Source organism: Chitinophaga sp. CC14 (genome assembly GCF_048957795.1).
GTDB lineage: Bacteria > Bacteroidota > Bacteroidia > Chitinophagales > Chitinophagaceae > Chitinophaga > Chitinophaga ginsengisegetis.
This window is the reverse complement of record NZ_JARBFY010000006.1, coordinates 754982-775668: the sequence shown is the minus strand read 5'-3', so window position 1 is coordinate 775668 and position 20687 is coordinate 754982. Positions and strand designations below refer to the sequence as shown.

The following is a 20687-nucleotide window of genomic DNA, read 5'->3' as shown; positions in this document are numbered from 1 at the left end:
TGATCATGCAGAAATACCTGTTACGCCTGTTTATGCTCTTGTTGCTTTTACCGGCATTGCCGGCTAATGCGCAGCAGGATACCCTGGTGATAGGAGTAGATGCCCGCAAAAATAAAGGGCCCCTGAAACCCATATGGGCCTGGTTTGGCTACGATGAGCCCAACTATACCTATATGAAAGACGGTAAAAAATTACTGACAGAAATTGCCGCATTGAGTAAAGTACCGGTATACGTACGGGTACATAGCCTGCTGGTAACCGGCGATGGTACGGCTGCGCTGAAATGGGGCTCCACCAATGCCTATACCGAAGACGCCAGCGGGAACCCCGTGTACAGCTGGACGATCATTGATAAGATATTTGACACGTTTATAGAACGCGGCATGAAGCCTATTGCACAGATCGGGTTTATGCCGGAGGCACTATCCGTGAAGCCGTCGCCGTACCGGCACCATTGGCAGCCGGATAACAAGTATGGCGATATATTTACCGGCTGGGCCTATCCTCCGAAAGACTATCAGAAATTTGCAACACTGGTATATGAGTGGGTAAAGCATTCCGTAGCGCGTTATGGAAAAGCAGAGGTGGAAAGCTGGTACTGGGAGTTGTGGAATGAACCTAATATCGGTTACTGGAAAGGCACTACCGAAGAATATATTAAGCTGTATGATTACACGGCAGATGCCGTGAAGCGGGCATTGCCCACTGCCAGGATTGGCGGTCCGGAGGTAACAGGGCCTAACTGGGATGTATCTGCAAAGTTTTTTAAAACGTTCCTGGATCACGTGGTGAGCGGTAAGAACTATGCTACCGGCAAAACCGGCGCGCCGCTGGACGTAATCACCTTTCACGCGAAAGGTGCGCCCAAAGTGGTGAATGGAATGGTACAGATGAACATGGCTGCACAACTGCGTGATATCGATAAAGGGTTTGAAATAGTGGCCTCTTATCCATCGCTGAAGAAGCTGCCTATCATTATCGGTGAATCCGATCCGGAAGGATGCGCCGCGTGTTCAGAAGCATTTCACCCTGCCAATGCGTATCGTAATGGTACTATGTATTCAAGTTATACCGCCGCTTCTTTTGCGCGTAAGTACGACCTGGCGGCTGCCCGTGGCGTAAACCTGGCAGGCGCTGTTACCTGGGCCTTTGAATTTGAAGACCAGCCCTGGTTTGCGGGTTTCCGCGACCTGGCTACCAACGGCGTGGATAAACCCGTTTTAAATGTATTCAGGATGTTTGGCCTGATGCAGGGCAACAGGCTGGAGGTGAGCGGGGCTACCAATTATGATTACCGGCAAATCCTCGACAGCAGCGTACGGGGGGCAAAGCGGGATATTAATGCGTTGGCCGCCGGTGATGAGCATAGTGTTAGCGTAATGGTGTGGAACTATCATGACGACAACATTATTCCGGCACAATCATCTCCCGTAAAAATAAAAATAAAAGGACTGCCCGCCACCCGTGTATTACTAAAGCATTACCGGATTGATGCCGCACATAGCAACGCATACGAAGCCTGGAAGAAAATGGGATCGCCTCAGCACCCGGATGCTTCACAGATCGCACAGCTGGAAAGCGCAGGACAGCTACAGTTGCTGTCATCACCCGCATGGCTGCAACCGGAAAATGGTGAAATAGTAGTGCCAAATGATTTACCCGGACAAGGAGTATCGTTGCTCCAACTAACGTGGTAACATTTATTTCTGTCGCAAACTCCCCCTTTATTGTCTTATTTCGCCCTTTCATTTGACAATGAACTAAATATCTTTGTGCCTATACATTTCTACCGGTAAAATCAAGTGTTTTACCGGTAGAATGATGATCCTGACCGGAAAGTTTTTCTATTAAAAAACAGGGGTGTCTATATTTGAACCCAGATGAGGATACCCGTTGTGAGAAAGAAAAAACATCCGCCAGAGATCTATCGGTTATTATACAAAATCACCAATATGCACACATCCAGAAAGGCCGCTATCAGCTTTATTTTTGTTACGCTATTAATTGATGTAATGGGATGGGGATTGATTATTCCCGTAATGGCCGACCTCATTGCACAGTTAAAACACATCCCCGTTAACGAGGCCAGTACTTATGGCGCGTTGTTGTTATCCGTTTTTGCGATCACGCAGTTTTTATTTTCCCCGGTGATCGGTAACCTGAGTGATAAATACGGTCGCCGGCCTGTATTGTTACTTTCCCTGCTGGGTTTTGGGATCGATTACATTATTCTCGCATTAGCCCCTGCGTATGGATGGTTGTTTGCAGGACGTATTATTGCCGGTATTACAGGCGCCAGCTTCACCACCGCTACAGCTTACATTGCCGATGTGAGTACCGATGAAACTTCCAGGGCAAAGAACTTTGGACTGATAGGCGCTGCCTTCGGGTTGGGCTTTGTATTGGGTCCGGCGCTGGGCGCATTGCTGGCGAACTGGGGTATCCGGGCTCCTTTTTATGCCGCCGCAGTATTATGTTTGGTGAACTGTATATGGGGATACTTTTTCCTGCCGGAATCTTTAAGTAAAGAAAACCGCCGCCCGTTTGAATGGAAAAGGGCTAATCCCTTTGGTTCGCTGAAATTTTTAACCAGGCATCCGGAAATAGGCGGACTGGCATTTGGCTTTTTTCTTATTTACCTGGGCGCACAGGCAGTACAGAGTAACTGGAATTTCTTTACCATTTATAATTTTAACTGGAGTGAGAAAATGGTGGGTATTTCCCTCGCAGTAGTGGGGGTACTGGTAGGAGCGGTACAGGCAGGATTAACAAGAGTGATTAACCCGAGGATCGGTAATGAAAAAAGTATTTATCTCGGGCTGGCGCTTTATGCCGTTGGATTGGTATTGTTTGGTTTTGCCACGCAGGGTTGGATGATGTTTGTTTTCCTGATTCCATATTGTTTGGGTGGGATTTGCGGACCTTCTTTACAGTCGGTGATATCGGGTCATGTACCGGCTAACCAGCAGGGGGAACTGCAAGGCGCGCTGACCAGTTTGATGAGCCTTACCACTATTATCGGTCCACTGATCATGAATAGCACGTTTGCATATTTTACATCTGCCCGGGCGCCGTTCCATTTGCCTGGCGTACATTTCCTGATAGGCGCCGTATGTATTTTACTCAGTATCGTTATTATCCATAAGGTGCTGAGCCGCGAAAAGAAGGAGCATCCGGAGTTAGCAGAGGTGATTGGCAGCAAAGACCTTAGCAGTACGCCCATGCACTAACGGGAAGGGATATACTATTTTAAAGCATCTTTATAAAACAGCAATGGCCGCCTCTTACAGGCGGCCATTGTTGCATGTTCCCGTTTACTACGCCCTAATCATGCCGTGCGGATCAATCACAAACTTTTTCGCTGCGCCTTTATCAAAATCGTGGTAGCCTCTTACGGAGTCGTTGAGGGTGATCACTTCCACATTCACCGCCGCTGCTATTTTTACCTTATCATACAGGATGGCATTCATGAGCTGGCGGTGGTATTTCATCACAGGGCACTGACCGGTATGAATGGAGTGCGATTTTGCCCAGCCCAGCCCGATGCGGATGCTCAGGCTGCCTTTTTTGGCGGCTTCATCTACTGCGCCGGGATCGCCGGTAACGTATAGTCCGGGTACGCCCAGTTGTCCGCCTGCGCGGGTAATTTCCATAATTGAATTCAGCACCGTGGCAGGTTGTTCCACATTGCTGTTATGTCCATGTCCTTTGGCTTCAAAGCCCACGCAATCCACGGCGGAATCCACTTCCGGTGTGCCGGTGATAGCGGCAATCTGGTCGGCGAGGGAAGCTTCTTTTTTCAGGTCGATGGTTTCGCAGCCAAAGCTCCTGGCCTGTGCCAGCCGTTCATCGATCATATCTCCCACAATCACTACCGCCGCTCCCAGCAGGTGACAGGAGGCGGCGCATGCCAGTCCTACCGGACCGGCGCCGGCGATATACACAATACTGCCGGGGCCAACGCCTGCGGTAACGGCGCCATGAAAACCGGTCGGGAAAATATCCGTGAGCAGGGTGAGGTCCCTGATCTTTTCCATTGCCTGGTCGCTGTCGGGGAATTTAAGCAGGTTAAAATCGGCGTACGGCACCATTACGTATTCTGCCTGGCCACCTACCCATCCGCCCATGTCCACGTAGCCATAAGCAGCGCCGGGGCGGGCAGGGTTTACATTCAGGCAGATGCCTGTTTGCCCTGCTTTGCAGTTGCGGCATCGGCCGCAGGCAATATTGAAAGGCACCGAAACGAGGTCGCCTACCTTAATAAATTCCACGTCCCTGCCGGCTTCAATGACGAGGCCGGTAATTTCATGTCCGAGTACCAATCCGGCAGGAGCGGTGGTGCGTCCCCGCACCATGTGCTGATCGCTTCCGCAGATATTGGTGGATACTATTTTCAGGATCACGCCATGTTCGCATTTACGGTCGCCCAAAGCCAGTTTGGGGTATTCAATTTCCCGTACTTCCACCACACCGGGTTCTATATAAGCAACGCCATGATTTTTACACATACTGTATCTTTTTAGAAGTTATTTAATTGCATCTGCACCAGCCTGCGCCACTAAATGATCGTTTTCTACCGAATCGCCGGATACGCCTACGGCGCCAATGATTTCATTTTTTGCATTACGGATTAGTACGCCGCCGGGAAAGGTGATGAGTCCTCCGTTGGAGTGTTCTATATTATACAGGGAGCCGCCCGGTTGTGACAGCTTACCGATTTCGCCGGTAGGCATATTGAAGTAACGTGCAGTGCGGGCTTTTTTCTGCGCGATGTCTATTGAGCCCAGCCAGGCATCATCCATATGAGCAAAGGCGATGAGGTTGGTACCTGCATCCACTACCGCAATGTTCATCAGTGTTTTAATTTCTGTGGCTTTTGCTTTAGCGGCAGCAATAACAGCTTCCGCCTGTTTTAGCGTAATATTCATAACAGGATTTTTGGGTGAAGGAATTACCAATATTAAGCATATTGGTGGTGGGGGAATTGAACGATTATCCTGATTGATAGAACGATGCTATTTTTTATTTCATTGACCATTCAACCAACGGGAATTTATCGATAAATTTATAAGGCGGAAGCGCACGTGATGATAAAAAATTCCACCATGAACCAGATATGCCATCTTTCTCCCATTAACCTGAGTGATGCCACCTCGCTGGATACGATGGTAGAGCATCGCAGGGTGTTTAATTTACAGCACTGCGAGCTGAACATCTTTGAAACCTTTCACCGCTGCAGTAATGTGGCATTGTCGTATAACGGGCTGGTAGTGTCCAGTATGATGCGAGGTAAAAAGATCATGTCGTTATCCGGATCTGAAGAGTTCTTTTTTTTGCCGGGAGAAAGTGTGATCCTGCCGGAAGGGGTATCAATGAAAGTGGATTTCCCGGAAGCGGATGAGCGGCATCCCGTGCAGTGCGCCACCCTGGCGCTCGACTGGGATATGGTGAATAAGAACCTGGCTTTTCTGAATGAGCAGTATCCCAACAGGGAAGCGCCATTTGAGTGGCAGCTTAATTTCAGCCGGTATCACTTTTTAAATAACAAAGAGCTGGCCGCCAGTATGAATAAACTGATCGGGATCAGCATGGAGAGTGATCCTGCAAAGGATGCGCTGGCAGATCTCTCCCTGAAATTTTTATTGTTACGTATTATACAAACACAAAACCTGGTAGCCATTAATGATGTGGGAGTGAGCGATCACCGGTTTACACCCGCGTTGCAATATATCAAGGAACATCTTACCCAAAAGATCACGATTGATGCGTTGGCAAAAGTATCCTGTATGAGCCGCTCTGTTTTTTTCCAGGCGTTTAAAGAGCAATATGGTATTTCACCGCTGGAATATATCCTGCGGGAGCGGATCCGGCAGGCAAAACAGATCATGGCCGATCCGGCGTTGAGCATCACGGATGTGTGCTACCAGTCGGGTTTTAATAACCTGAATTACTTTATTAAATTGTTTAAGAGGGCAGAAGGCATTACGCCCAGGGAATACCGTAAATAGCTTCATGGAAAAGTGATAACACTATTGGTAGCAGGAAGCTCATGATGTACGGGGTGCGTAAGTTTGATATAGGGAATGTTGCCGAATTGGTTAAAGTCGGGAATAGTGCCTGATAAAGTAAATCTTTCAAATACAAAAGGAAGTCCTTCTGCACCCAGTGGCGTATCGGCGTTGGCCACGTGCAGGTGAAGGTGCGGCCCGGTCGACTGTCCCGTAAATCCCAGCCGGGCAATCACATCTCCTTTCTTTACCCGCTGACCTGCTTTTACAACGATGCTTGCCGGTTGCAGGTGCTCATAAAACACGTAGGTGTTTTCCGCTATTTTTAAAGAGATATAATTGCCGGTGGCCAGATGGGCGGCATAATCCGGGTGACCGGATAATGTGTTGCTTTCCGGGAAATCGTTTCTTGTGGAACTGACAACGCCGTCTGCTACGGCCAGTATACCTGCGCCATAGCCGTACCAGTTAGTGATCCTGTCGTCATCGCCGGCGGCGACTTTGCCGGTACTGTCGAGTTTTATAAAATCAATGGCAAATCTTCCGGGGATGCGTGCTACGCCATCTTTTACAAAGATCACGCGGCGATGTCCCCGTGCCCAGGCAGGGTTGTAGATGGCCGTCCACGGACCTCCTTTCAGCGGCGCACCAAGTACAATGGCAGGCCCGGTTACAGGTTTTGTTTTGGCGCCGGTGATGGTGTATACCGTTGTGGTATCACGAAGGGTATTTTTGAAAGATACCTGGTGAATAATTTCAGCAGGGAATTGACCAGCCGCAGATGTGTATTCCACAAACAGCACCGCTACATTGCCCGGTGGTATGGTGGCGCCGCCGGGAGCAGCAATCCGTTGTAACAGATCGTTCTCTTTTATTACTGTCAGGGTATTGGTATTCGCCGCATCCTGTGCTTCCACTTTAGTGAGGAGCAAAGGTCCGGGAGAAAAGTTAGTAAGATGAATTTCGTAGAAGAGTGCAGGATGACCACTGGTTACTACCGGTTTGGGATCCTGAAGAACTTTTATTTCAAGCGCAGGAGGCAGGGCAGGGATGCGGTTGTCCTGTGCCTGGCAGATGAAGGTGAGCAGGATGAACAGGGGAAACAGCAGCGCTTTCTTTGGATCGTTTATCACGGGTGTTATTTAGATGAAAAGATAAGGAAGTTCTTCTTCCGTTTGCTGAATCCCAGCGAAATACAAAAAAATATTCCGCGTGACGTAGTAATGCCGTAGTGCCGGATGCCGGTTCTTTTATGCGAACCCCTACTTTTGAAAGGATTAATCCACATTTCTTTTCAACCAAAAAACTACCCGTATGAAACCATTTCTAAAGCTGTTAGCTATCCTCCTTGTTTGTGCGTTTAACACTATTGCCCAAACCCCTTTCCGCGTTATTGGATATATGCCTTCCTGGGCCGGCAATGTAAACCAGGTGCAGTATAGTAAGCTTACTCATATCAATTACGCATTCCTGCTGCCTACCAGTACCGGTGGCCTGCAGGCGATCGACAATCCCACGAAGTTACAAAGCCTGGTGAGCACTGCGCATGCCAATAATGTAAAGGTGCTGATATCTGTTGGCGGCTGGAACGATGGCAACGACAGCGGCTTTGAATCGCTGGCCGCCAACAGCACCTACCGTAATAATTTCGTGACCAATATGATCAATTTCGTGAACCAGTATGGTCTTGATGGAGTAGATATCGACTGGGAGTATCCCGACCCCGGTGCATCAGCCAACAACTATATCACGTTGATGACGCAGCTCAGCACCGAAATGCATAACAGGGGCAAACTCCTTACCGGCGCCATTGTAGGTACCGGCGGCGCCAGTATCTTAAACAGCGCCTTTGCGCTGGTAGATTTTTATAACCTCATGGCCTACGACTACAATAACTTCGACCACTCCACTTACAGTTATGCTACCCAGTCGGTGAACTACTGGCGCGGCCGCGGACTGCCGGCTTCCAAAACAGTGCTGGGCGTACCTTTTTACGGACGCCCTACCTGGGAGTCATTTGCCCAGCTGGTGGCACGGGGCGCCAATCCTTATGCTGATGTATTTGATAATGTAGGCTACAACGGGATTACCACCATCAGGCAAAAAACCAATCTTGCTTTTGACCAGGGAAGTGGCGTAATGATCTGGGAGCTGTCGCAGGACGCCACCGGGGCCAATTCACTGCTATCGGCCATTCATGAAGTGGTGCTGGCACGGACCGGCAACCCCGGTGGCAACGCACCTGTCGGGCAAACTATCTGGCTGCGTGGCAACAACAACCTGTATGTTAGCGGTGAAAACGGCACCCAGGCGATGAATTGTAACCGCACCAGCGCGCAGGGATGGGAGCAGTTTACCGTGGTAGATGCCGGTGGCGGCAAAATTGCTTTGCGTAGCCAGGGCAAGTATGTATCTTCCGAAAACGGGACACAGGCCATCACCTGTAACCGTACCAGTATCCAGGACTGGGAGAAGTTTACCTGGATCAGCAACAGCAATGGCACCATTTCATTGCTATGCAACAATGGTGGTTACATCTGTTCCGAAAATGGGACCCAGGCAATGAGCTCCTGGAGAACTACTATCGGTACCTGGGAATCGTTCAACTATGGAGTGGTGAGCGCACTGGCAGCCATCAGCAGCACCACCGCAGCGGTAGCAGAAACGCATGGCGCCATTCCGGAAGAGACTGCCGCCACTGCTATCAATGTATATCCCAATCCCATCCGCTCGGGCAGCGCATTTACCGTTACCCTGCAGCGCTATAACCCGAAGGCGCCGGTAAGGGCCACGCTCATCAGTGCAGGAATGCAGCCTGTTGCCGTGCAACAACCCAATGCAAAAACCTTCACCGTAAATACCGGCAGCATAGCCGGTGGCACTTATATCCTGGAAGTGATGCACGACAATAAACGGCTCGTGAAGAAAATCATTATCCAGTAAACCCTCCTGATGATAAACCTATTTTCTCACCCACAATTACACATTCATGAATTCCACTGTTTTCTCACGTACTGTTGCAGCAGCGGGACTGCTGTTATTAGGCATCAGTTTTATTTCCTGTAAGAAGGAGCTGGCCAAATCCAATCTGCCGGATAACCCATCCCTGGCTGCTGCTGATGCAGCCATAGGGATTAATGCCATTAACAGCACCTGGTCTGTTAACTGGGACAATTACGCCAATGGCACCACCTACACTTCCACGAATGCGGCCAATGATTTTGGGAATGTAACCGGCTGGAACAACAACCGCGGGTACATCTCCAACGGCAACCTCCGCATCCAGCTGGATCCGAACGCGCTTTCCGCTGCCGGCGGGGTAGTGGCCAACATCGATGTATCTGACGGCGCCGCTTATGAAATGGATTATGATATCCGTTTTCACAGCCAGTTCGACTGGAGCCGCGGCGGTAAAGTAGGTTTCGGCTTTTCCATCGGTGATGGAAACACCGGCGGCGACCCCGCCTGGGATGGGAATGGCGGCACCCTCCGGCTCATGTGGTACCGCAATGATGCCAACAGGGTGTACTTTCAGCCTTACCTGTACTACAGGGACCAGCCGGGCCAGTATGGCGACGACTTCGGGCTCACTTATCCCGCCAGCGGCAGCATCCAGAAAGGCACCACCTATCACGTACACCTGTACATTAAAAGCAATACCGGCAGTAATACCGATGGCCACGTACAGATCGTGATCAACGGCACCGTGCTGCTCGACCGGGATATCCGGTGGACGACCAACGACAGCAAGCGGCTGATCAGGGGCGTTACGTTTCATACGTTCCGCGGTGGCAGCCAGTCTTACTGGGAATCATCTACCGTAGGTTATATTTATTATGATAACCTGAGCATTCATAAGATCAATTAATTAATGGGTTTGAGGTCTGCCGGCGTAATGCCGGCAGGCTTTTTAGTTGAAGAAGATGAATAACGCTGAATAGTTTTTCTATATTTGAAGTAAGAATTTCTAATTTCAGCCTATCACCTATGTTCTTCATTCATGGAAAAAAAACTGCGCGGATTAAGCGGGATACCTATCATCAGTATGCCTGTAAGAATTGTAAAGATTTCGACCTGGATATCCGGGTATACCGGGAGTATTTTCATGTTTTCTTTCTTCCATTCTTCCCTATTGGGTATAAAGAAGTAAAAATACGTTGTAATAATTGCGGAGAGCCTAAATGGATTGAATCAGTGCAGAAGCACTACGAGAAGACCAGCAGAACGCCCTTTTACCTGTACGGTGCGGCGATATTACTGATCCTCTTAATTGTTTCGTGCGTAGTTGTTGAGTTCACTATGTAACAATATAAAATGACCAATAAAAAAATCAACCCAGCACAAACCGGTACCCAACACCCTTTATAGTAAGGATCTGCAGGTTGTCATCCTCTTTCAGGTGTACACGCAGCCGTGTGATATACACATCCAGGTTGCGGCTGTTGAAAAAGGAATCATGTCCCCAGAGCAGGTCGAGGATATTTTTCCGGTCGATGATGCCATCGCGGTTTTCGTATAGTAGTTTGAGTAGTTCGCTTTCTTTGTACGACAGTTTTTTTTCTTCTATGTCGTTAGCCAGTACCTGGCGGTTGGTATAAAACCGGAACTTGCCGATTTTGATGTGGTTGGTGGATGGGGCGGGTGTTTTATCCGATTTACGCAATACGTTTTCTATGCGTACAATCAGTTCTTCCATACTGAAAGGTTTCCGGATATAGTCGTTGCCTCCCAGCGTAAAGCCTTTTACGAGATCGTTGGTTTGTGTTTTGGCGGTGAGAAACAGGATGGGTACTTCCTGGTTGATGGCGCGTATTTCGGCGGCAATCTCAAACCCGTCTTTGTTAGGCAGCATAATATCCAGCACGCATACAGCAGGATTTACCTGTTTGAACAATTGCATTACGTTGGCGCCATCGCTTTCCAGTATTACTTCGTATCCCCGCCGCTGCAAACTTTCTTTCACTATTTTGCCCAGCGACAGTTCATCTTCAATATATAAAATTTTAATACTCATTTCATCCTATTTTAAGCTTTATAACCCGGCGGCCTTTGTCGTATCGAATTACCGGCGCTTCCGCAAAAGGCAGCTTGATGGAAAAGGTGCTGCCTTTATGCAGTTCACTTTCCACTTCAATAAAGCCCATATGTGATTGTACAATGTGAGATACATAGCTTAATCCCAGGCCATATCCTTTGATATTATGCCGGTTGCCGCTGGGCACCCGGAAAAATTTCTCAAAGATCCGGCTTTTGTATTCGCGTGCAATACCTATACCGTTGTCGGTTACACGTAGTTCCAGGTATTGTTTGTGATCAATGATATGGATCAGGATATCAGGATCCTCGGTACTGTACTTTAACGCATTATCCAGCAGGTTGTATAGTACGCTGGTCATATGCAGTTTATCGGCGGTGATGATAAAGTTATGCCCGGTTCTTTTCAGCGTGGTAACAGCCCGTTGTTTTTCAAACTGGAGCTTCATGGAAATCATTACGCTCCGGGTAAGGTCTGTAAGATCGAAGGGTTCTTTGTTTAAAGGAATTTCCCTGTTTTCAAACATCGATAGTTTCAGTACTTTATCTACCAGTAATGCAAGCCGGTTCATTTCGTTGGCCGATATATCGAGGTATTCGAGTGTTGTTTGCAGATCTTCCAGCGCATCAAAATTTCTCAATGCTTCAATAGCTACGCTAACGGTGGCGATAGGCGTTTTCAGCTCATGCGTCATGTTGCTGATAAAATCATTTTTCAGTTGTGCCAGCCGTTGTTGTTGTTTCAGGTTCCGGTAAAGCAGGAGGAAAGAGAAGATGGTGACAGCCAGGAGAAAGAATGATACCAGTATAGGCTGACTGATACGTTTCAGCAGGTACCAGGTATTATTTTCAAATAAAACCTGGTAGCTCATGGGTTTGGTAAAACCGATGGTCACCGTATTGCCTTCCAGGTCGTCCGGGAAGGTATTGAACATATCGTTGCTGGTATCTACGGGGATGGTATTGATCATAAAGGAAACGTCAATGTTTTCCCGTTCCAGTGCCCGTTGGTAACGGTCGGTGACTTCCTTTACAGTAATGGAATCCCGGAGGGAATCCACACCGGCGAGGAACTGGAATACCGTTGTGGCGGGAACTGCTTTGGCAACGCCGTACCGGACATTCACGGAGTCGTCTTCAGGCATCGATGCGGCGTCTACAGACACGAACATCGTCCGTTTTACGCCACGCATAGGCATAGCAGGAGCCGCCATGGTGGAATCTCTCATTCTTTCCTGCAGCACATTGGTGATGCCCGTCATCCCTGCGCGGTCGTGTACCCGCAGGCTGATATTGGAATCGAGGTTGAGCTTTACGGCCTGCAGGCGAAAAATCGTTTCCCGGAAAAGAATATTGGTGCGGACGGTAAACAGCCTTTTTTCTTCCCGGTAGTTATTACTCAGCCAGTATGCCTGGAAAGCGGTGATCAGCAGGATGGTCAACGCAATCAGGAAAACAGTAGCCGGTGTGGAAAGTTTATATCGCACTATGTTGATTGAATGGTCAGAAATAACAATACTACCGCAAATGTATCATTTCCTGCTTCCCAACGCGGAAACATTAACCTAAATTAACATTAAATCAAGTGACATTAACCTCTGTTCCGGCGGGAAGGAAATAGCTTTATTTTCTTAAATGTATTTAACATGAAGAAGATAATTTTTACGCTGGCCATCAGCGGGAGCCTGTTAACCGCCAGTGGCCAGCAGCAGCAGGGCCGCGTACTTTACGAACGCGCTATACAGATGAAGATGCGTATGATGGGAATGACTGCCGGTGCAGACGACGGCGCAGAACCCGATAACCTGCTGCCGCATTCCAGGAAAGATAAGATCGAAGTATTGTTTGGCAACGGGCAGTCGCTCCGCCGCGCCGTGGAAGAAGATGCGCCCGAAGAATTTGCCGCTGAAGGCGGCATGCACATCCGCATGATGGTAGCGGGCGACAACGACATCACCTATACCAGTTTTTCAAACGACCGCGTAGTAGAACAACGTGAGTTTGCCGCAAAGAGTTATATTATTACAGACAGTATCCATAAACTCAACTGGAAGATTACCGGAGAAACCCGCACCATCCTCAATTATCCCTGCCAGCAGGCCGTAACACAGCGCATTGGTAAGCGCGCCATAACCTCCATGGAAAACGGGCAGATGAAAACCAGCGAGGTGGCCGATACTGCCAATATCACGGCCTGGTTTACACTGGCTATCCCCGTACCAGCCGGGCCGGATTACCAGGGGCAGCTCCCTGGTCTTATCCTGGCTGTTGATATCAACAACGGCGAAATGGTGTACCAGGCGCTGGAAGTATCGGCACAAACAGATCTTGCCGCCATCCGCGAACCCTCCAAAGGGAAAAAAGTAACGGAAGAAGAGTTTAATAAAACACGCGAAAAGCTGATGAAAGACATGCAACGCAATGGCGGCGGAGCTACCCGGACTATCAGAATAGGACAATAAGAAAAGGGGCCTGGATGATATTCCGGCCCCTTTTATATATACCTCACTCTTTAACGCCGGATCATCCTGATACCCGGCGCAGCGGCGGTGACAAGGCCATTCTTACTAAGACTATAAGTAAAGCTCAGCAGGAAAAAGCGTTGCAGGTTTTTGGTGCGGCTGTCTTCAATATAATTCTGGTTAGTACTGCGGTTGATGCCCACATTTTCATTCAGGATATCAAACGCGCTCAGCTTCAGTTCCCCACGGTTAAAACGGAGGAACTGGCGGCTGACAGACGCATTCCATAACGGCACCTTCGCATTAAATCCATCGGTACGGCGACTGTTAATGGCATAGTTAAAACTGGTGCTGACATAAAAATTTGCCGGCAGCTGCCAGTTTACTTCTCCTTCATATTGCTGCAGAAAATAGCCCGTGTTAAGGGCTGGCTGCAGGGAGTAAGCCGTTTTGTAGTAATTGAAACCCGCGCTGAACGAGAGGTCCAGCTTATCCGCAGGGTTCAGGTCAAAGCGTACAGAAGGCCCCAGCGTAACCGTACTGATACCGTTAGACACGTTATTGATAAACTGTTTGGTTTTGCTGTAACCCACGTTGCTGCTGAAGTTAACCGTACCTTTCAATGCACGCAGGGGCAGCCCCAGGTTGATGCTGCCGGTCATGTTAAACACGCCGTTTACATTCACCGGCCGGCTGTATTTGATACCAAGACTATCCACTACATCAGCATCCACGATCTTGTTCTGCGTTTTCTGGATGTTGAAAAAAGCAAACAGGTTTTTATTTCTGAAAGGATTTACCGAGATGAAATTTAACTGTACCGCATGTGTTAACTCCGGCTTCAGGTCGGGGTTTCCTTCGCGGATATTGAGCGGATCGCTGATGTCCGGAACCGGCTGCAGCTGCGACATATTGGGCTGGTTAGTGATGGCCGCATAGTTGATGCTGAGGTTGCGGTAACGGGTAAAGTCGTATTGAAAACGCAGCGATGGCAACAGGTTATAAAACGTTTGACGGATCACTGAGTCTTTGGTGCCGGCGATAATAGTGCCTTTCAGGGAAGCGTCCTGCCAGTTGAGGCCCGCAGCGAGACTGTATTTTTTTTGTTTTGTACGCAGACGGATGCCTGCATTGGTATAGCTGTAGGCATTTTCGAAATTGTTTGTCAGCGCGGGATTAGGCTGGTCGAACTTTCCGTTATCGCCGTTGTAATCATAAGTGATTTTATCGGAAGTGGTTTTCGTATAGCTGTTACCGATACTAAACTCTATGAGCGAATGTTTGAATAACGGTTCCGTATATACGGCGCGTGCGTTGTAGCTGTTCATATTGCCGGATATGGTATTGCGCTGATGAATGGAATCGTAATTGGGTTGCGATGCAGGGCGGTTGTAAAAATGGTTGACGGAAAGCAGGCTGCCATTGCTTTCGCTGTTGTTGGAACTATTTTGCAGGCTGAGTGAAAATGTTCTCCCTTTGCGCTGGAATTTTTTACGGAACAATACATCATTACGGAAATTGGAACCATGACCGGTTGAATAGTTGTTGCTGAAGCCTTCATTGGCCAGCTGCTGATCTTCCGATAGGGTTTCATATTTGCTGTAGCTTTTGCTGCGGTTTTCCTGGTAGCCGAAAGATGAGGATATTTTAACCGAGTGTAAGGAATCGATCTGGATATCGGCGCCGAGATTGAGGCGGTGGCTATTATTGAGGTTGTCACTGGTAGCACGCTGGTTATAGAAATAAGAAGAGTCGGGCAGAAAATACTGGCGCTGTATTTCGCTTTCCTGGTAAGGGTTGTAGCGGTTATAGAAGTAGCTGCTGGTAAAGTCTGTTTTCTTCCCGATGATGTTATTATAATTGATCCCGCCACCCCATACAGTTGTGATGCCATTGCCACTGTTGCCGCCCATGAGTGCAGCAGCCGGATTATCGGAACTCATGGTGAAGCTGGCATTGCCGCTGCCGCTTTGCCGCATGCGGTTCAGTTCCCCGCTGAAGCTCATCATATCCATAAAGGAAAAGCCTTCCGCATTGGTGTTGTTAGCCATGCCGATAGCGGAAAACTGGCGGGCGCCTTTAAAGGAGTTGATGTTGAATCGTCCTTCGTAGCGGTCGTTGGTGCCTGCGCCGGCCATTGCCTTTCCAAACATGCCTTTCTTTTTATCCTGTTTTAGTTTCAGGTTGATGGTTTTTTCGCTGTTACCATCATCAAATCCGGTGAGTTGCGCGGCGTCGCTGAGACGGTCGTATACCTGCACTTTGTCAACCGCGTCGGCAGGAAGATTTTTGGTAGCCATTTTGGGATCGTTGCCAAAAAACTCTTTGCCGTCTACCAGTACGCGGTTCACTTTCTGGCCCTGCGCTTTTACGGAGCCGTCTTTAGCCACCTGCACGCCCGGTAGTTTTTTCAACAGTTGTTCCACGCTGGAGTTGGGCGGTGTTTTAAAAGAGCCAGCGTTATATTGGATGGTATCGCCGATGAGCGTTACTGGTGGCGCCTCGCCGGTTATCTCCACTTCATTAAGCTGAACACTTAGATCGTGGAGGATCAACGCAGATAGGTTTACTACCGGCGCGGTAGCGCTGATAGTCACTGCACGCTGTAGGGAATGATATTTTACATGCGTGATGAGCAGGCGGTACTCGCCGGCTGGAATACCGGTGATTTCAAAAGATCCTTTCTCGTTGGTCATGATAAAGGATACCAGCGAGGAGTCTTTTTTCTTCAGCAGGGTGATGGTGGCTGATGCCACTGGTCGCCCGGCGCTGGTATCGGACACGACACCTTTGATTACGCCATTCTTTTGTGCGTTGGCAGCAAGTGATAAACAACAGATAAGAAGCCACAGGTAACATTTTTGCATAGCGGACGTTTACTTTGTTACCGAAAGTAGGTCCGCGTGCAGCAAAAGCAGGTTAACAAGCCTTGCATTAATGTTAAGGAAGGTTAATAAAAATTGCCAGCAGCTGTTTTATTCATCATGCGGTTCCAGTGTAAACAGCTGTTCCACGGTAGTCCCAAAGATGCGCGCTATTTTTAACGCCAGTAATGTAGAGGGAATAAACTTACCCAGTTCTATGGCGTTAATGGTTTGTCTGGATACATTCGCTTTCTCCGCCAGTTCCCCCTGCGTGATATTTTGTTTGGCCCTTTCCACTTTAATCGTGTTTTTCATATCGCCTTACTTGCTGTAGCTGCCGGTGAAGAGCAACCTGGTGTAAAATATCAGGATACCCAGGGTGAGCACCAGCATGATAAAGTAGCGGGGAGTAGACAGCTGAAAGGCCAGTACGCCTTTGCTATGAAGATAGGTAGTTCCCACTTCAATGATATATCCCAACGCAAAGCTGATCATCAGCGCATTGGCCCGCAGGCTCTGCGCCCTTTCGTCTTCTGTTTTTTCACGGGTAAAAAGTACCAGGAATAACCCGGTAATCAGTGGCAGTTCGGACCCGGTTTGCGCATGGTTCATCCAGAAAAGCGGGATGCCTGCAAGCACCAGTGCGATGCCAAAATATTTTGTGGCTGTAAACATAGGGAAGATATTTTCTATCATAAAAGTAAAGTATACTTTACAAAAAGACAAATTTTATTGACGGGCTGCGAAGGATTACCATCACTAGCCGAAAACCCTTATTTTTATAAGATACCTTATCAATGAAAGCATTTACCATCGCTAAAGTTCAGCTGCTCATCCTGCTACTGTTCAGCATTACCGCCAGATCGCAGGATATTTCCCTGGTGAAAGATTCCCTTTTTTCCGCCATACTAAAGGAAACCAGGCCCGTGAATGTGGTGCTCCCGAAGAATTACGATCCCGCCATCCAATACGAAGTAATATATTGCCTGGGCGACATCCCGGACTTTTTGAATGTGGAATGGAGCCTTTTGCAATGGGAAGGCTTTATTCCCAAAAACACTATCCTGGTGGGTATTCCGGACTTTGTACGGGATGGCGTGAATATGCGGGAAAGAGATCTGGCGCCAACAAAAACATCGGCCAATACAGGGGAGGCCAACCGCTTCCTGTTGTTTTTCCGGAATGAACTGATGCCCTATATCAACAGGCAGTATCACGCAAAATCGGGCGGGCATACGTTGTATGGCGGTTCAATGGGTGGACTGTTTGTAATGTATACATTTTTAACGGCGCCCGATTTGTTTACTTCCTATGTAGCTATTGATCCGAGTTTATGGTGGGATAATTTTTACCTGCATAAACTGGCCGCTGAAAAATTTGCTCACAGTGATACCTTGAACAACACGCTTTTTATTGCCGGCCGCGAAGGTGCGGCTTATCAATTCATGGGCGTGGCGGGAATGGATTCCATTCTCAAAGCAAAAGCTCCCGCCGGCCTCGACTGGAAATGTACGCAGTATAGCAATGAAACCCATTATTCAACAAACTTTAAAGGCTTCTGGGAAGGACTGAAATTTTCCTATGGCGGGTTCTATGCGTCTACAGGAGGGTATCCTACGTCCCGGAAAATTGCTATCAAGCCGGATAACGGCATCGTATTGCGCAACAAGCCTTTTAAATTAATATGCTATAACCTGGGGGCAGATGCATATCTCCATTATACAACTGATGGTACAGCACCCGGTATTTATTCTCCCCGGATAACGGGCGAAGAAACGCCCATTACGATTGATAAGGATGCAAAAATAACCGTTACCTCTATGGGTAAACGAAAAGAATACAATAAATCAGCCAGTGCTTTTTTCCAGGTGGGAGAAGTGTTTCCGGCTGCGGCAATGCCGGCAGGATCGAAGCCGGGAGGACTGCGGTATAAATATTATGAAGGCAATTGGGATACCATACCGGATTTCAGGAAATTAAAGCCGGGTGAAACAGGTATTGCCACGACAGATTTTAATCTTAATAAAACTTCAAAGAAAAATAATTATGCACTGGTGCAGGAGGGATATATTAAGATCAGTGAACCTGGATATTATATTTTTGAGATGGGAACCGGCAATGAGCATACAAAGGTGTATTTGAATAACCGGTTAATTCTTGGTGTGCATTTCAAAACAGATGAAGGGGAGAGCTTTATGGTGCCGCTGGAGAAAGGATTTTACCCGTTTCGGATCAACTATTTTCATAAAAAGAATGGAAATGATTTGCAGCCCGTTTATCTTAAAACAGAAGGGCAGGATGATTTCCCCCTTCCGGCAGCAATGCTTTTCAGCGGGAAGTAAGTTTGATATATCCGGTACTGAACAGACGCACCCGCCTGTTCAGTACCGGAGCTGTTTAATCATCATCCCGTCTTTCGTCCATTAGTTTCATGCCTTTTATATTTACCAGTCCGTGTAGAAATATCATATTCATTTCACGATAAACCCTTTCCGGGTTAACGCCCGGCATCCAGATGTCTTCCAGGATAATCTGCAAACAGGTAAAGTGTATTTCCCCGATGAGGTCCCGGTCGATGTTGCTGCGGTAAATTTCTTCCTTATGTCCGCGGTCAATATTTTGCACCAGGAAAGGAATAAGGGCGTCATCCCTGAACTGGTCAAGTTTTTTCCAGTTGCCTGCATAGTACTTCCTGAGTTCATGAAAAAAGATGGGCTTAATGCGCCGGAGAATATTTTCGGTGATGCGGAAAAAGTTACTCATTTCTGAGATGGCATTCACCGATACATACCGGTTCAGCGACAGGTACCTGGCGGACTTCGCGGTCCATTGCTCTATGATGAAATCCACCAGTTGATCTTTACTGTTGAAGTATTCATAGAAGGTTCTTTTAGACATGCTGCAGTTTTTCATGATATCTTCCACTGTAATGCTCCTGATACCGCTGTGGCAGAACAATGCCGATGCGGTGGCCACTACCTTCTCTTTTTCTTTTTTCATACAATGCAGTTTTTGCTGTTACAGGAATTGATTATTGCAGGGTGCCGGTTGCTTTTTTATAAGCCGCTTCGTTGATCTTATATTCCACTTTACTGTCGATAATGCTGCTGTATGCCTGTTGCCAGATGGCCTGCGCTTCCTGCACATCTTTACCGGTGATGGTGCCGGCTTTGAGCCGGTCGTTGGCCAGCTTGAGGTTTTCCTCCGCCTGTGTCAGCGACAGGAGTGATTTATTTATTTTTCTGACAGATTGATTAAGGGCGAGATAGGCCTGTTGTACTTCAATGCTGATCAGTTCTTTTGTTTCCTCCAGCTGTTGCTGTTGTGCTGAGATCTTAAAAGATTGTTCTTTTATTTTACTGGCCTTTTTGCCCCAGTCGAAGATGGGGATGCTGATACTGGCAAGACCGTAATATGATCCCATGAAATCATTGCCGTTGCTGATATTCACGCCTTTTCCGGCGGTGGCGAGGGCCGCGGCGCTTACACCGATGGTGGGGAGCAGATCGCCTTTCAGTATTTTCTTCTGTAGCTCTTCTGCTTCCAGCGAGTTTTTCAGGAGTTTTATTTCCGGGCGGTTGTCTGCGGCGTTTTGCCATTCTTTGAGCGTAAGCTCGTTGAAGTCGCCTGTAACCGAATCCGCTACTGCAAAAGCCGTATTGCCGGGCATGCCTGTGATCTGCGCCAGGTAAAGTTTTGCGAGCACAAAGCCATCTTCTGCCTGCGAAAGATTCACCGCGGCTTCATTCAGATTTACCTCCACGCGGAGCAGGTCATTTTTGTAGATGAGTCCTGCGTCGAAGGAATTCTTTAATTCTTTTTGTAAAGACGTCAGCATCTCCTGGTACCTGCGGGCGAGGATTATTTTTTCGTTGGCCTGTACAATCTGCCAGTATGCTTTATTTACATTCAGCAGCACTTCTGCGGAAGTAAGGGCTTTCTGATTTTCCCGGATGCTGATACCTTTTGCAGCGGCGGCTTTGCCCGCGCGGATTTTTCCGCCTGCATAAATGGGTTGTGTAGCCGTAACAGAAGCAGTGGCAAAGTATTCCGGGATGGCGCCGTTTAATGCGCCGCCAATGGGTTTGCCGAGGTATGCGCCCAATACCGATCCGTCGATAGAAGGGTAGGCATTGGCTTCCGCCGATTTGAGCGCAGCCTGGGCCGCATTGATTTCAAATTGTGCGGCCTTTATTTTTTTATTCTGTTCCAGTGCCATCCGCTGGCAATCGGCGATGGATAGTACCGGCGTTTGTGCCATTGTCACATTCCCTGCCAGCACCGCCATTATAATAAATATGGATCTTAATTTCATTGCT

General features: G+C 48.2%; 18 protein-coding genes. 8 read left to right on the top strand and 10 right to left on the bottom strand.

What is annotated here, in order from left to right; all coding sequences use genetic code 11:
* The first annotated feature begins 5 nt into the window (after positions 1 to 5).
* Together PV783_RS33555 and PV783_RS33550 are read left to right on the top strand one after the other, a co-directional pair.
* On the top strand, positions 6 to 1697 hold the full coding sequence (locus tag PV783_RS33555) for a GH39 family glycosyl hydrolase (protein WP_420991077.1): 1692 nt from the start codon (positions 6 to 8) through the stop codon (positions 1695 to 1697).
* A gap of 255 nt (positions 1698 to 1952) precedes the next feature.
* Positions 1953 to 3230, top strand: coding sequence for a TCR/Tet family MFS transporter (locus PV783_RS33550; RefSeq protein WP_420991076.1), 1278 nt, complete (start codon positions 1953 to 1955; stop codon positions 3228 to 3230).
* Between the two features lie 87 nt (positions 3231 to 3317).
* Here the strand turns inward: PV783_RS33550 and fdhA are convergent, their stop codons facing one another.
* Together fdhA and PV783_RS33540 are read right to left on the bottom strand one after the other, a co-directional pair.
* Positions 3318 to 4508: a formaldehyde dehydrogenase, glutathione-independent gene (fdhA, locus tag PV783_RS33545; RefSeq protein WP_079472398.1), complete on the bottom strand. Its 1191-nt coding sequence runs from the start codon at positions 4506 to 4508 to the stop codon at positions 3318 to 3320.
* 18 nt (positions 4509 to 4526) lie between these two features.
* Positions 4527 to 4928, bottom strand: coding sequence for a GlcG/HbpS family heme-binding protein (locus PV783_RS33540; RefSeq protein WP_079472397.1), 402 nt, complete (start codon positions 4926 to 4928; stop codon positions 4527 to 4529).
* 177 nt (positions 4929 to 5105) lie between these two features.
* Here PV783_RS33540 and PV783_RS33535 point away from each other — a divergent pair, with 177 nt between their 5' ends.
* Positions 5106 to 6008: an AraC family transcriptional regulator gene (locus PV783_RS33535; RefSeq protein ID WP_079472396.1), complete on the top strand. Its 903-nt coding sequence runs from the start codon at positions 5106 to 5108 to the stop codon at positions 6006 to 6008.
* A 2-nt stretch (positions 6009 to 6010) separates the two neighbouring features.
* On the opposite strand, the gene PV783_RS33530 is transcribed toward PV783_RS33535, so the two are convergent.
* The gene (locus PV783_RS33530; RefSeq protein WP_420991075.1) at positions 6011 to 7141 is read right to left on the bottom strand and encodes a M23 family metallopeptidase; all 1131 of its coding nucleotides are present in this window, start codon (positions 7139 to 7141) and stop codon (positions 6011 to 6013) included.
* Positions 7142 to 7322: 181 nt separating this feature from the next.
* Here PV783_RS33530 and PV783_RS33525 point away from each other — a divergent pair, with 181 nt between their 5' ends.
* The 3 genes from PV783_RS33525 to PV783_RS33515 all read left to right on the top strand — a co-directional run bounded on the left by PV783_RS33525 (position 7323) and on the right by PV783_RS33515 (position 10313).
* Positions 7323 to 8951, top strand: coding sequence for a glycosyl hydrolase family 18 protein (locus tag PV783_RS33525; protein WP_420991074.1), 1629 nt, complete (start codon positions 7323 to 7325; stop codon positions 8949 to 8951).
* Positions 8952 to 8997: 46 nt separating this feature from the next.
* Positions 8998 to 9876 (top strand): polysaccharide lyase, encoded by an 879-nt coding sequence (locus PV783_RS33520; RefSeq protein WP_420991073.1) that lies wholly within the window; start codon positions 8998 to 9000, stop codon positions 9874 to 9876.
* A gap of 119 nt (positions 9877 to 9995) precedes the next feature.
* Complete coding sequence (locus PV783_RS33515; protein WP_079472392.1) at positions 9996 to 10313, top strand: zinc-ribbon domain-containing protein; 318 nt, start codon at positions 9996 to 9998, stop codon at positions 10311 to 10313.
* Positions 10314 to 10338: 25 nt separating this feature from the next.
* Here the strand turns inward: PV783_RS33515 and PV783_RS33510 are convergent, their stop codons facing one another.
* Positions 10339 to 11022, bottom strand: coding sequence for a response regulator transcription factor (locus PV783_RS33510; protein WP_111580290.1), 684 nt, complete (start codon positions 11020 to 11022; stop codon positions 10339 to 10341).
* A gap of 1 nt (position 11023) precedes the next feature.
* On the bottom strand, positions 11024 to 12529 hold the full coding sequence (locus PV783_RS33505; protein WP_133256290.1) for a sensor histidine kinase: 1506 nt from the start codon (positions 12527 to 12529) through the stop codon (positions 11024 to 11026).
* A gap of 159 nt (positions 12530 to 12688) precedes the next feature.
* On the opposite strand from PV783_RS33505, the gene PV783_RS33500 reads away from it, so the two are divergent.
* Positions 12689 to 13504 (top strand): GLPGLI family protein, encoded by an 816-nt coding sequence (locus PV783_RS33500; protein WP_420991072.1) that lies wholly within the window; start codon positions 12689 to 12691, stop codon positions 13502 to 13504.
* 50 nt (positions 13505 to 13554) lie between these two features.
* Here PV783_RS33500 and PV783_RS33495 read toward each other — a convergent pair whose 3' ends face one another.
* The 3 genes from PV783_RS33495 to PV783_RS33485 all read right to left on the bottom strand — a co-directional run bounded on the left by PV783_RS33495 (position 13555) and on the right by PV783_RS33485 (position 17043).
* A complete protein-coding gene (locus PV783_RS33495) occupies positions 13555 to 16371 on the bottom strand; it encodes an outer membrane beta-barrel protein (RefSeq protein ID WP_420991071.1) in 2817 nt (938 codons plus the stop codon).
* 108 nt (positions 16372 to 16479) lie between these two features.
* Positions 16480 to 16683, bottom strand: a complete 204-nt coding sequence (locus tag PV783_RS33490) for a helix-turn-helix transcriptional regulator (RefSeq protein ID WP_079472387.1) — start codon at positions 16681 to 16683, stop codon at positions 16480 to 16482.
* Positions 16684 to 16689: 6 nt separating this feature from the next.
* Positions 16690 to 17043 carry a hypothetical protein gene (locus PV783_RS33485; RefSeq protein ID WP_143313694.1) on the bottom strand — a complete coding sequence of 118 codons (354 nt, stop codon included), beginning with the start codon at positions 17041 to 17043 and terminating at the stop codon, positions 16690 to 16692.
* A 122-nt stretch (positions 17044 to 17165) separates the two neighbouring features.
* On the opposite strand from PV783_RS33485, the gene PV783_RS33480 reads away from it, so the two are divergent.
* The gene (locus tag PV783_RS33480) at positions 17166 to 18710 is read left to right on the top strand and encodes an alpha/beta hydrolase-fold protein (protein WP_420991070.1); all 1545 of its coding nucleotides are present in this window, start codon (positions 17166 to 17168) and stop codon (positions 18708 to 18710) included.
* 55 nt (positions 18711 to 18765) lie between these two features.
* On the opposite strand, the gene PV783_RS33475 is transcribed toward PV783_RS33480, so the two are convergent.
* Both PV783_RS33475 and PV783_RS33470 read right to left on the bottom strand, forming a co-directional pair.
* Complete coding sequence (locus PV783_RS33475; protein ID WP_420991069.1) at positions 18766 to 19368, bottom strand: TetR/AcrR family transcriptional regulator; 603 nt, start codon at positions 19366 to 19368, stop codon at positions 18766 to 18768.
* Between the two features lie 31 nt (positions 19369 to 19399).
* A complete protein-coding gene (locus tag PV783_RS33470; RefSeq protein ID WP_420991068.1) occupies positions 19400 to 20683 on the bottom strand; it encodes a TolC family protein in 1284 nt (427 codons plus the stop codon).
* Positions 20684 to 20687: the final 4 nt, after the last annotated feature.